The sequence below is a fragment of the Rhodosalinus sp. 5P4 genome (assembly GCF_041365695.1).
GTDB lineage: Bacteria > Pseudomonadota > Alphaproteobacteria > Rhodobacterales > Rhodobacteraceae > Rhodosalinus.
In genome coordinates this window covers 339289-350395 of the sequence record NZ_JBGFSJ010000005.1, presented here as the reverse complement: position 1 = coordinate 350395, position 11107 = coordinate 339289, and the positions used below count along the sequence as shown (strand labels likewise).

The window sequence follows — 11107 nt, the reverse complement described above, 5'->3', positions numbered from 1 at the left end:
GAGCCGCGACGGGGGCAGCGCCCCCGTCGCGGCCGGAAACCCGCGCCGGCCCCGGTCAGGCCGCGGCCTCCATCAACCCCTCGGCCCGCAGCCTGTCATGGGTCTCGTCGAGCGCGCGGCGCGCGCGCAGGATCAGTTCGTCGATCTCCTCGTCGGAGATGACGAGCGGGGGCGAGATCACCATCCGGTCGCCCACATGGCGCATCACGAGATCGTTGGCGAAACAGCGCTCGCGGCAGACGAAGCCCACCGTGCCGGCGTCGGCGGCGAAGGCCGCGCGCGTCGCCTTGTCCGGGGTGAGCGCGATCGAGCCCATCAGCCCCACGATCTTCGCCTCGCCCACGAGCGGGTGGTCGGCCAGGCTTTCCCAGCGGGATTTCAGGTAGGGCGCCGTGTGCTCCCGCACGCGATCGACGATCCCTTCCTCGTCGAGGATGCGCAGGTTCTCCAGCGCGACGGCGCAGGCGACGGGATGGCCGGAATAGGTGTAGCCGTGGTTGAACTCGTCGCGCCCGATCATCCCGGCCACCTCGTCGCTCACGATCGAGCCGCCGATCGGCTGGTAGCCAGAGGACAGGCCCTTGGCGATCGTCATGATGTCGGGCCGGATGTCGAGCGTCTGGCTACCGAACCAGTTGCCGGTGCGCCCGAAACCGCAGATGACCTCGTCGGCGATCAGCAGGATGCCGTATTTGCGCACGATGCGCTGGATCTCGGGCCAGTAGGTCTCCGGCGCGACGATGACGCCGCCCGCCCCCTGCACCGGCTCTGCGATGAAGGCGCCCACGCGGTCGGGGCCGATGCGCTCGATCGCCTCCTCTAGCTCGCGCGCGCGGGCGAGGCCGAACTCCTCGGGCGTCATGTCGCCGCCCTCGGCCCACCAGTTGGGCTGGCCGATATGGTGGATGCCCGGGATGGGCAGGCCGCCCTGGGCGTGCATGGGCGCCATCCCGCCCAGAGAGGCGCTGCCGATGGAGGAGCCGTGATAGGCGTTCCGCCGCGAGATGATCGTGTCGCGCTGCGGCTGGCCCTTCATCGCCCAGTAGTGCCGCACGAGGCGGATGTTGGTGTCGTTGGCCTCCGACCCGGAGGAGGCGAAGAAGACGTGGTTGAGATCGCCCGGCGCGAGCTCGGCGATGCGGGCCGCGAGCGCCACGACGGGAACATGCGTCGTCTGGAAGAAGGTGTTGTAGTAGGGCAGTTCCTTCATCTGCCGATAGGCCGCGTCGGCAAGCTCCTCGCGGCCGTAGCCCAGGTTCACGCACCACAGCCCGGCCATGCCGTCGAGGATGCGCCGCCCCTCGCTGTCGGTGAGCCAGACGCCGCTTGCGCCGGTGATCACGCGCGCGCCCTTCTCGCCAAGCGCGCCCTGCGCGGTGAAGGGATGCATGTGATGGGCCGCGTCGAGGCGCTGCAGCTCGGCGGTGGGCATGTGGTTGGTGATCTTGTTCATCGCTCTCGCCTTTCGGACCGGGTTGGCCGCAAGAATATGATCAAATTCGGCAAGGTCAATCGAATCAGCCCTCCCCGGCCGCGATCCCGGCCCTGAGCGCGGCCATGCCCTGCTCGATATCCTCGCGCATGGCGGCGGCGGCCGCGTCGCCGTCGCCCGCGGCGAGCGCGTCCATGATCTCCTTGTGGCGGTCGGGCAGGCTGCCCGTGCCGACCCGGCCGCAGACGATCCGGAGCGAGGGGCCGAAGCGCAGCCAGAGCCCCTCGACGAGGTCCGCGAGCACCGGCGCCCGGGCGACGACGTAAAGCGCGGCGTGAAAGCCGTGATTGTGCCGCAGGTAGCCGCCCACGTCGCCCCGCGCGATCGCCCGGTCGAGCGCCGCATCCTCGGCGGCGAGGTGGGCAAGCGCGTCGGGACCGGCGGTCGCGGCGGCGCGGCGCGCGAGTTCCGGCTCGAGCGCCTGTCGCGCGAAGATCAGTTCCTCCGCGCCGCGGGCGTCCAGAACGGGCACGCTGACGCGCCGGTTGTCCTGGAACACCAGCGCGCCCTCGGATGTCAGGCGCCGGATCGCCTCGCGCACCGGGGTCATGCCCGCCCCCGTGCTGTCGGCGAGGCCCTGGATCGTCACCGGCTGGCCGGGCGCCATCTCGCCGTGCAGGATCCGGTCGCGAAGGGCGCGATAGACGACCTGGTGCGCCGGCACGCGGCCCCCGGATGCCGCCTTGTTGGTCAATGCGCGTTCGCCCATGCTGGCGCCCTCCCGTGGCCGCTTGCGCAGTCTTCCCCTGCATGAAACCATCATGCGGTTGCCAGGCAAGGCATCATTTGATCAAATGTGGGGCACCGGGGCGAAAAAGACCTCCGGACAAGCCAACGGGAGACTGACATGAAAAGATCCATCCTGACGACGGCCGCGACGCTGGCGCTTGCCGCGGGCGCGGCCGGCGCCGAGGAAGTGCGCGTCTACAACTGGTCGGACTACATCGACGAGTCGCTTCTGGAGAAATTCGAGGAGGAAACCGGCCTCGATCTCGTCTACGACGTGTTCGACTCGAACGAGATGCTCGAGACGAAGATGCTCGCCGGCGGATCGGGGTATGACGTCGTGGTGCCCACCGGAACGTTCCTGCAGCGGCAGATCTCGGCGGGCGCATTCCAGAAGCTCGACAAGTCGAAGCTGCCCAACCTCGACAACATGTGGGATATGGTCGAGGAGCGTACCGCGAAATACGACCCCGGCAACGAGTACTCGATCAACTACATGTGGGGCTCCACCGGGATCGGGGCGAACGTGGACAAGGTGCGCGAGGTGCTCGGCGAGGACGCCCCGCTGAATTCGCTCGAACTGGTGCTCAACCCCGAGAACATGGAAAAGCTCGCCTCCTGCGGTGTGCATTTCCTCGACGCGCCGACCGAGATGATCCCGATGGCGCTGACCTATCTGGGAGAGGATCCCGACAGTCACGATCCCGACGTGATCGCCCAGACCGAGGAGATCCTGGCGGCCGTGCGGCCCCACATCCAGAAATTCCACAGCTCGGAATACATCAACGCGCTCGCCAACGGCGAGATCTGCGTGGCCGTGGGCTGGTCGGGCGACATTCTCCAGGCGCGGGACCGCGCGGCCGAGGCCGACAACGGTGTCGAGATCGTCTACAACATCCCCGCGGAGGGCGGTCAGATGTGGTTCGACCAGATGGCGATCCCGGTCGACGCGCCGAACCCCGAGGGCGCGCACGTGTTCCTGAACTTCATCATGGATCCGCAGAACATGGCCGCGGCGTCGAACTACGTCTACTACGCCAACGGCAACGAGGCCTCGCAGGAGTTCCTGAACGAGGACGTGATCGGCGATACCGCGATCTATCCCGACCAGGAGACGATGGAGAACCTCTACACCACGACGCCCTACCCGCCGCGCGTGCAGCGGACGGTCACGCGGCTCTGGACAAAGATCAAGTCGGGCACCTGAGCCCCGGCGCGCACCCGGCCCGCGCGGCAACGCCGCGCGGGCCTCTTTGAGACGTTTTTCCTGTCAGCATTCCGGAGTCTGCCGATGGCGCAGCCCTCTGCCCAGACCGTCTACGCCCCGTGGGAAGATCCCGACGAGACGCCGCTCATCCGGTTCAGGAACGTCACCAAGCGTTTCGGCGACTTCACTGCGATCGACGACCTCAGCCTCGACATCTACGAACGCGAGTTCTTCGCGCTGCTCGGGCCCTCGGGCTGCGGCAAGACCACGATGATGCGGATGCTCGCCGGCTTCGAGGCGCCGACGGAAGGCTCGATCATGCTCGCCGGGCAGAACATCGCCCCGATCCCGCCGAACAAGCGCGCCGTGAACATGATGTTCCAGTCCTACGCGCTCTTTCCGCATCTCAGCGTCTGGGACAACATCGCCTTCGGTCTGCGCCGCGAGAACCAGCCCAAGGACAAGATCGCCGCCAGGGTGGAGGAGATGCTGCGCCTCACCCGCCTGGAGAAGTTCGCGCGCCGCAAGCCGCACCAGATTTCCGGCGGCCAGCGCCAGCGCGTGGCGCTCGCCCGCTCGCTCGCCAAGGCGCCGAAGCTGCTGCTGCTCGACGAACCGCTCGGCGCGCTCGACAAGAAGCTGCGCCAGGACACGCAGTTCGAACTCATGGACATCCAGGAAAACACCGGCACCACCTTCGTGATCGTCACCCATGACCAGGAGGAGGCGATGACCGTGGCCTCTCGCGTGGCGGTGATGGACGAGGGCCGGCTCATCCAGGTCTCCACGCCGGACGTCCTCTACGAGAACCCGGTCTCGGTCTACGTCGCGGACTTCATCGGCGAGGTGAACATCATCGAGGGCCGCGCCACGCCCGTGCCCGATGCCGGCGAGGGCCGCGTGGACATCGACTGGGCCGAGGGGCAGCCGCGGCTGAAGGGCACCACGGCGCGGGCCTTCGACAAGGGGCAGAAGGTCCACTTCGCGATCCGACCGGAGAAGATCACGATCAGCGCCGAGCGCCCCGAGGATGCCGCCAACGCCGTGAAGGGCGAGGTGCTCGACATCGCCTATCTCGGCAACATCTCCACCTATCACGTCAAGCTGCCCACCGGGCATGTCATCAAGGCCCAGACCGCAAACACCCGGCGCATCGCGCGGCGGTCCTTCACCTGGGAGGACGAGGTGTGGCTGAGCTGGACGGCCACCGCCGGCATCCTGCTGGAGTCCTGAGCCATGCGCCGCTTCGCCCTCATCGCCGTGCCCTATCTCTGGCTGCTGGCGCTCTTTCTCGTGCCTTTCGTGATCGTCCTGAAAATCTCGCTTTCGGACATCGCGATCGCGATCCCGCCCTACACGCCGACGCTCGACCCGTCGGAGGGCTGGGCCGGCCTTCGCGACTTCTTCGGCGGGCTCGACTTCGAGAACTACTGGTTCCTGACGACGGACGACCTTTACTGGAAGGCGTATCTTTCCTCGTTGCGGATCGCGTTGATCTCGACGGTCATCACCCTTCTGGTGGGCTATCCCATCGCCTACGGCATGGCACGCGCGGCGCCGGAGTGGCGGCCGACGCTTCTCATGCTGGTGATCCTGCCGTTCTGGACCAGCTTCCTGATCCGCGTCTACTCGTGGATCGGCATCCTTTCGAACGAGGGGTTCCTCAACCAGTTCCTGATGTGGACAGGGCTCATCTCGGAGCCGCTGACCATCCTGAACACCAATGCGGCGGTCTATGTCGGCATCGTCTACACCTACCTGCCCTTCATGATCCTGCCCATCTACTCCAACCTCGAGAAGATGGACGATTCGCTGCTGGAGGCGGCGGAGGATCTCGGCTGCTCGCGCATCAGCGCCTTCTGGCTCGTGACCGTACCGCTGTCGAAAACCGGCATCATCGCCGGCTGCTTCCTCGTCTTCATCCCCGCCATCGGGGAGTTCGTGATCCCCTCGCTTCTGGGCGGATCCGAGACGCTGATGATCGGCAAGATCCTGTGGGAGGAGTTCTTCAACAACCGCGACTGGCCGGTCGCGAGCGCCGTGGCGATCGTGCTGTTGCTGATCCTGATCGTGCCCATCGTCCTGTTCCAGCGCAACGAGCAGAAGCAGCGGGAGGCCGAAGGATGAAGGAGCGCCTCTCCCCGTCGCGTTTTCGCGGCGCTGGCGCCCCGCGCCAGACCCTGACCGGAGGGCCGTCGCGATGAGACGCTTCACCTGGTTCAACGCGACGTCTCTCACGCTGGGCTTCGCGTTCCTCTACCTGCCGATGATCATCCTGGTCATCTACTCCTTCAACGCGTCCAAACTCGTGACGGTCTGGGCGGGCTTCTCCACGCGCTGGTACGCGGAGATCTTCCGCGACCAGGCGTTCCTCGACGCGGCCTGGGTCACGCTGAAGGTCGCGGTCGTCTCCTCGACCGTGGCGACCGTGCTCGGCACGATGGCGGCGCTGGTCCTCGTCCGGGCCGGGCGTTTTCTCGGGCGCACGCTGTTCTCGGGGATGATCTATGCCCCGCTGGTGATGCCCGAGGTGATCACGGGGCTTTCCCTGCTGCTTCTCTTCATCGGGATCGGGCTCGATCGCGGGATCTTCACGATCATCCTCGCGCATACGACCTTCTCGATGTGCTTCGTGTCCGTCGTGGTCTCCTCGCGGCTGGTCAGCTTCGACCGCTCGCTCGAGGAGGCGGCGCTTGATCTCGGTTGCTCCCCGGCGGAGGCGTTCCGGCTCGTGACGCTGCCGATCATCCTGCCCGCCGTGATCTCGGGCTGGCTTCTGGCCTTCACCCTCTCGCTCGACGATCTGGTGATCGCGAGCTTCACCGCCGGACCCTCGGCGACGACGCTGCCGATCAAGATCTTCTCGTCGATCCGCCTGGGCGTCAGCCCCGAGATCAACGCGCTTTCCTCGTTGCTGATCGGCATCGTCACGGTGGGTGTCGTGGCCGCTTCGCTCGCCTCGAAGAACGCGGCGATCCGCCAGCAGCGCGAGGAACAGGCCGCCCTGCGCCTGACCGGATGAGGCGTATCGTCGAACCCGCCGCCTATGGCGCGGCACCGGTGGCGGAGTGCTGGTGGGCCGCGACGGTCGAGACGCCGCACTGGCCCGCGCCACAGGGAGAGATCGCCGCCGATGTCGCGGTGATCGGCGGTGGCTTCACCGGTCTTTCCGCCGCGCTTCACCTTGCCGAGGCCGGGGTCGATGTGGCGCTTTGCGAGGCCGAGGCCCCGTTCTGGGGCGCCTCGGGGCGCAATGGCGGGTTCTGCTGCCTCGGCGGGTCCAAACTGTCCGACGCCGCGCTCACCCGGCGCTTCGGCGCGCCGGGCGCGCAGGGCTGGCGCGACGCGCAGCGCGCGTCCGTGGATTTCACCTCCGGGCTGATCGACCGGCTGGACCTCGACGTGGACCGTCACTCCGAGGGCGAAACGCTGCTCGCCCACCGCCCGCAGGACTGGGAGCGCCTGCAGCGCGAGGCCGAGGAGGTCGAGGCCGGCTACGGCGTGACGCCGCGCCTCGTGCCCGCCGCCGATCTCGCGGACGCGGGGATGGCGGGGCCTTTCCACGGCGCGCTCACGGTTCCCCTGGGCTTCGCGCTCAATCCCCGGAAATACGCCGCGGGCCTCGCGCGGGCCGCTCAGGCGGCGGGCGCTCGGCTTTTCGCGCCCGCGCCGGTGACGTCCCTGCGCGCGGACGGGTCAGGCTACGTGCTCGGCCTGCCCGGCGCACGGCTCAGGGCGCGACGCGTGATCCTCGCCACCAACGGATACTCCTCCGAGGACGTGCCCGCCTGGATGCGCGCGCGTTACATGCCCGTGGCCTCCAACGTGATCGTGACCCGCCCGCTTGAGGGCGACGAGCTTCAGGCGGCGGGCTGGACCACGGCGCAGATGGCCTACGACACGCGGCACCTGCTGCATTATTTCCGTCTCATGCCCGACAACCGCTTTCTCTTCGGGATGCGCGGCGGCATCTACGCCACCCCGCGCGAGACGGCGCGGCTCGCGCGGACGATCCGCGCCGATTTCGAGGCGATGTTCCCGGCCTGGCGCGATGTGGAGACGCCGCATCTGTGGTCCGGGCTCGTCTGCCTGACGCCGACGCTGCTGCCATATGTCGGGCCGGTGCCGGAAATGCCGGGCGTCTTCGCGGGGTTCGGCTATCACGGAAACGGCGTCGCGATGGGCGGCTATGCCGGGCGGATTCTCGCGGACCTCGTGCAGGATCGGCTGCCGGGCGCGCCTTACCCCGAGGCCATGCGCCGCGTGCCCGGGCGCTTCCCGCTCGGCCGGTTCCGCCGCGCCGCGCTGGTGCCGGCCTATGCGAGCTTCGGCTGGCGCGACCGCTGAGACGGGCGCTCAGCCCTGGGGCGTCAACCCGGCCCGCGCGCGATCCCGCGCAAGCCCGATCTGCCGCTCGCGCCACACGATCAGCACGCCCGCCGCGATCACGAGCCCCGCGCCCGCCAGCATCGGCGCGGTCGGAACCTCCGCGAACACCGTGTAGCCGATGGCGATCGCGAAGAGCATCGAGGCGTAGTCGAACGGCGCGAGCAGCGAGGCGTCCGCGAACCGGTAGGCGCTGGTGAGAACGATCTGCGCCACCCCGCCGATCAGCCCCGCGCCGACCAGAAGCCCCGCTTCCAGCGGCGTGGGCCACACCCAGCCAAGCGTTGCCGGCCAGACAAGGCCGAGGGGCAGCGTCAGAAGCGAGAAGGCCGTCGCCGTGAGCGAGAAGTAGAACACGATGGCCGATGTCTCCTCGACCACCGCCATCCGGCGGATCTGGACATGGGCCAGCGCCCGGAGCGCCGCCGACAGCAACGCGAATACCGCCCCGGCAAGCGCCATGTCGCCCAGCGCCTCCACCGAAAGGCGCGGCCAGAGCACGATCAGCACGCCGATGAGGCCCAACCCCACCGCGCTCAGCCGGAAGGCGCGAAGCCGCTCTCCGAGCAGGAGGGCGGCGAAAAGCACTGTAAGAAGCGGCGCGGCGTAGCCGATCGCCGTCACCTCGGGCAGGGGAAGCAGGCCCAGGGCGGCGAAGCCGCAGGCCATCGCCGCGGTACCGATGAGGCCGCGCCAGACATGGGCAAGCCGGTTGCGCACCCGGAAACCGGTGGAAAGATCGCCGCGCCATGCGAGCCAGGCGACGATCACCGGCATCGCGAAGAAGGAGCGGAAGAAGACGGACTGCCCCGCCGGCACATGCTCCGACACCGCCTTGATGAGCGTTGCCATGGAGATGAAGAGAACCACCGAGGCGAGCTTGAGCGCAATACCGCGCGCGGGATGCATGGGACTGTCCTTTCGCCTCAAAGCCATGCCCCGCAACACGCGGAAGTGCAAGCGACGGGGCGCGAGCCCCGTGCGCTCGTCCTTCGGGCATCGGGAAGGGTTGGCGACGTCTCCGGTCGCGGCTGCGACCGGCCTGCCACGGCCCTAGGGCGCAGGACCGCCTCTCAGAACGATATCGCAGGCGAGATCGGCAAGACGACGATCCGGCCCGTGCGGCGCGTTCCGACCCTTGGCCGGCGCCCTTCGGGCGTCGGCGGACCAGACGCGCCTTGCCGGTCGCACCCCGTTCGTTCCACTCACTCCGCGGCGTCGCGGCGCGGCAGCACCCAGTCGGGACGCGGAAAATGGCAGGTGTAGCCGTGCGGGATGCGTTGCAGGTAATCCTGATGCTCCGGTTCGGCTTCCCAGAAATCGCCTGCGGGCGCCACCTCGGTCACGACCTTTCCCGGCCAGAGGCCAGACGCCTCGACATCCGCGATGGTGGCGAGCGCCTCGGCGCGCTGGGCCTCGTCGAGATAATAGATCGCCGACCGGTAGCTCATGCCGACATCGTTGCCCTGCCGGTTCAGCGTCGTGGGATCGTGGATCTGGAAGAAGTATTCCAGGATCCGCCGGTAGCTGATCGTCTCGGGGTCGAAGATGATTTCGATCCCCTCCGCATGGGTGCCGTGGTTGCGATAGGTCGCGTTCGGCACGTCGCCCCCGGTATAGCCCACGCGGGTGCGCAGCACGCCGGGAAGCTTGCGGATCAGATCCTGCATGCCCCAGAAGCAGCCACCCGCCAGAATCGCGCGCTCTTCAGCCATCAGACATCCTCCAGTTGATCCAGGTAATCGCCATAGCCCTCGGCCTCCATGTCATCGCGATGGATGAACCGAAGGGCGGCGGAATTGATGCAATAGCGCAGCCCGCCGCGCTCGCGCGGCCCGTCCGGGAAGACATGCCCCAGATGGCTGTCGCCATGGGCCGAGCGCACCTCGGTCCGGACCATGCCGAGGCTGCGGTCCTGAAGCTCGCGTACATGCGCGGGCTCGATCGGCTTCACGAAGCTCGGCCAGCCGCAGCCCGATTCGTACTTGTCGGACGAAGCGAAGAGCGGCTCGCCGGAGACGATGTCCACGTAGATGCCCGGCTCCTTGTTGGAAAGGTAGTGCCCGGTGCCGGGGCGCTCGGTACCGTTCTCCTGCGTCACATGGTACTGGATCGGGTCCAGCGCCTCCACCGCTTCCGGGCGGCGCTCGTATCTGGGCATCCGCGTCTCTCCTTCCTGACCGTTGCGCCTAAAGATGGCACGCCGGCGGCAAAATCAAACCCCCTCGCGCCTCACGCGGCCGCGAGCCGCGCCGCGGCCCAGCGCGCCGCATCCGCCACCGCCGGGTCAGGATCCTCCGCGAGGCCCTGCGCCACCGGCCGCAGCGCGGCGTCGCCCGAATTCCCGATGGCATAAAGAACGTTGCGCACGAACCGGTTCCTGCCGATCCGCTTGATCGGGCTGCCGGAGAACAGCGCGCGGAACGCCGCGTCGTCGAGCTGCGCCAGATCGGCCAGGCGCGGGGCCCGCAGTTCCGCCCGCGCGTGATATCGCGCCTCCCGCGCGGTCCGGGCGAACTTGTTCCAGGGGCAGACGGCAAGGCAGTCGTCGCAACCGTAGATTCGGTTTCCGAGCAGCGGACGCAATTCCTCGTCCACCGGCCCGGCGTGCTCGATCGTGAGGTAGGAGATGCAGCGCCGCGCGTCGAGCTGGAACGGCGCCGGGAAGGCGTCCGTCGGGCAGACATCGAGGCAGGCGCGGCACGATCCGCAATGCTCGCTCGCCGGGGCGTCGGGCGGGATCTCGGCGGTAGTGAAGATCGCGCCGAGGAACACCCAGTTCCCGAGATCGCGGGACAGCAGGTTGGTGTGCTTGCCCTGCCAGCCGATCCCCGCGGCCTCGGCCAGCGGCTTCTCGGCCACCGGCGCGGTGTCCACGAAGACCTTCACCTCCGTGCCCTCGCCCGCCTCGGCGATCAGCCAGCCCGCCAGCCGCTTGAGGCGTTTCTTGACCACGTCGTGATAGTCCCGACCCCGCGCATAGACCGAGACGATGCCGCGGTCGGGATGGTCGAGCAGCGCCAAAGGGTCCTCGTCGGGCGTGTAGCTTTCGGCCAGCATGATGATGGAGCGCGCCGCGGGCCAGAGCGCCGCCGGGTTGCCGCGCCAGGCCGCCCGCTCTTCCAGCCAGCGCATCTGGCCGTGCCAGCCCGCATCGAGGAACGCCGCCAGCCGCGCGGGCACCTGCGGTATCGCGTCGGGCCGGCAGACGCCGCAGGCGTCGAAGCCCTCGGCGCGCGCCTGCATCCTCAGCCTCTCCTTCAGCGCGTCCATGTCGTTTCTTCTTGGGAAAAATA

Annotated in this window: 11 protein-coding genes; 5 read left to right on the top strand and 6 right to left on the bottom strand. The window is 68.3% G+C overall.

Annotation, left to right across the window (positions count from 1 at the left end; all coding sequences use genetic code 11):
- Positions 1-55 precede the first annotated feature (55 nt).
- Both AB6A69_RS12085 and AB6A69_RS12080 read right to left on the bottom strand, forming a co-directional pair.
- A complete protein-coding gene (locus AB6A69_RS12085; protein ID WP_371060950.1) occupies positions 56-1453 on the bottom strand; it encodes an aspartate aminotransferase family protein in 1398 nt (465 codons plus the stop codon).
- A gap of 64 nt (positions 1454-1517) precedes the next feature.
- Entirely contained in the window at positions 1518-2201 is a 684-nt protein-coding gene (locus AB6A69_RS12080; protein WP_371060949.1) for a GntR family transcriptional regulator, read from the bottom strand.
- 138 nt (positions 2202-2339) lie between these two features.
- Here AB6A69_RS12080 and AB6A69_RS12075 point away from each other — a divergent pair, with 138 nt between their 5' ends.
- From AB6A69_RS12075 to AB6A69_RS12055, 5 genes are all read left to right on the top strand, one after another.
- A complete protein-coding gene (locus tag AB6A69_RS12075; RefSeq protein ID WP_371060948.1) occupies positions 2340-3425 on the top strand; it encodes a polyamine ABC transporter substrate-binding protein in 1086 nt (361 codons plus the stop codon).
- An 84-nt stretch (positions 3426-3509) separates the two neighbouring features.
- Positions 3510-4658 carry an ABC transporter ATP-binding protein gene (locus tag AB6A69_RS12070; protein ID WP_371060947.1) on the top strand — a complete coding sequence of 383 codons (1149 nt, stop codon included), beginning with the start codon at positions 3510-3512 and terminating at the stop codon, positions 4656-4658.
- Positions 4659-4661: 3 nt separating this feature from the next.
- The gene (locus AB6A69_RS12065) at positions 4662-5552 is read left to right on the top strand and encodes an ABC transporter permease subunit (protein ID WP_371060946.1); all 891 of its coding nucleotides are present in this window, start codon (positions 4662-4664) and stop codon (positions 5550-5552) included.
- A 73-nt stretch (positions 5553-5625) separates the two neighbouring features.
- On the top strand, positions 5626-6447 hold the full coding sequence (locus tag AB6A69_RS12060) for an ABC transporter permease subunit (RefSeq protein WP_371055939.1): 822 nt from the start codon (positions 5626-5628) through the stop codon (positions 6445-6447).
- Positions 6444-7772, top strand: a complete 1329-nt coding sequence (locus AB6A69_RS12055; protein ID WP_371060945.1) for an NAD(P)/FAD-dependent oxidoreductase — start codon at positions 6444-6446, stop codon at positions 7770-7772. Before AB6A69_RS12060 ends, AB6A69_RS12055 begins: the two co-directional genes overlap by 4 nt.
- Positions 7773-7781: 9 nt before the next feature.
- Here the strand turns inward: AB6A69_RS12055 and AB6A69_RS12050 are convergent, their stop codons facing one another.
- From AB6A69_RS12050 to queG, 4 genes are all read right to left on the bottom strand, one after another.
- A complete protein-coding gene (locus AB6A69_RS12050; RefSeq protein ID WP_371060944.1) occupies positions 7782-8720 on the bottom strand; it encodes a DMT family transporter in 939 nt (312 codons plus the stop codon).
- Between the two features lie 296 nt (positions 8721-9016).
- The gene (gene msrA, locus AB6A69_RS12045) at positions 9017-9526 is read right to left on the bottom strand and encodes a peptide-methionine (S)-S-oxide reductase MsrA (RefSeq protein WP_371038885.1); all 510 of its coding nucleotides are present in this window, start codon (positions 9524-9526) and stop codon (positions 9017-9019) included.
- A complete protein-coding gene (gene msrB / locus AB6A69_RS12040; protein ID WP_371060943.1) occupies positions 9526-9972 on the bottom strand; it encodes a peptide-methionine (R)-S-oxide reductase MsrB in 447 nt (148 codons plus the stop codon). Before msrB ends, msrA begins: the two co-directional genes overlap by 1 nt.
- Before the next feature lie 71 nt (positions 9973-10043).
- A complete protein-coding gene (queG, locus tag AB6A69_RS12035; protein ID WP_371060942.1) occupies positions 10044-11084 on the bottom strand; it encodes a tRNA epoxyqueuosine(34) reductase QueG in 1041 nt (346 codons plus the stop codon).
- Positions 11085-11107: the final 23 nt, after the last annotated feature.

Coding starts and splice junctions, on each gene's coding strand:
- AB6A69_RS12085 (WP_371060950.1), bottom strand. CDS start 1,453: ATGAACAAGATCACCAACCACATGCCCACCGCCGAGCTGCAGCGCCTC.
- AB6A69_RS12080 (WP_371060949.1), bottom strand. CDS start 2,201: ATGGGCGAACGCGCATTGACCAACAAGGCGGCATCCGGGGGCCGCGTG.
- AB6A69_RS12075 (WP_371060948.1), top strand. CDS start 2,340: ATGAAAAGATCCATCCTGACGACGGCCGCGACGCTGGCGCTTGCCGCG.
- AB6A69_RS12070 (WP_371060947.1), top strand. CDS start 3,510: ATGGCGCAGCCCTCTGCCCAGACCGTCTACGCCCCGTGGGAAGATCCC.
- AB6A69_RS12065 (WP_371060946.1), top strand. CDS start 4,662: ATGCGCCGCTTCGCCCTCATCGCCGTGCCCTATCTCTGGCTGCTGGCG.
- AB6A69_RS12060 (WP_371055939.1), top strand. CDS start 5,626: ATGAGACGCTTCACCTGGTTCAACGCGACGTCTCTCACGCTGGGCTTC.
- AB6A69_RS12055 (WP_371060945.1), top strand. CDS start 6,444: ATGAGGCGTATCGTCGAACCCGCCGCCTATGGCGCGGCACCGGTGGCG.
- AB6A69_RS12050 (WP_371060944.1), bottom strand. CDS start 8,720: ATGCATCCCGCGCGCGGTATTGCGCTCAAGCTCGCCTCGGTGGTTCTC.
- msrA (WP_371038885.1), bottom strand. CDS start 9,526: ATGGCTGAAGAGCGCGCGATTCTGGCGGGTGGCTGCTTCTGGGGCATG.
- msrB (WP_371060943.1), bottom strand. CDS start 9,972: ATGCCCAGATACGAGCGCCGCCCGGAAGCGGTGGAGGCGCTGGACCCG.
- queG (WP_371060942.1), bottom strand. CDS start 11,084: ATGGACGCGCTGAAGGAGAGGCTGAGGATGCAGGCGCGCGCCGAGGGC.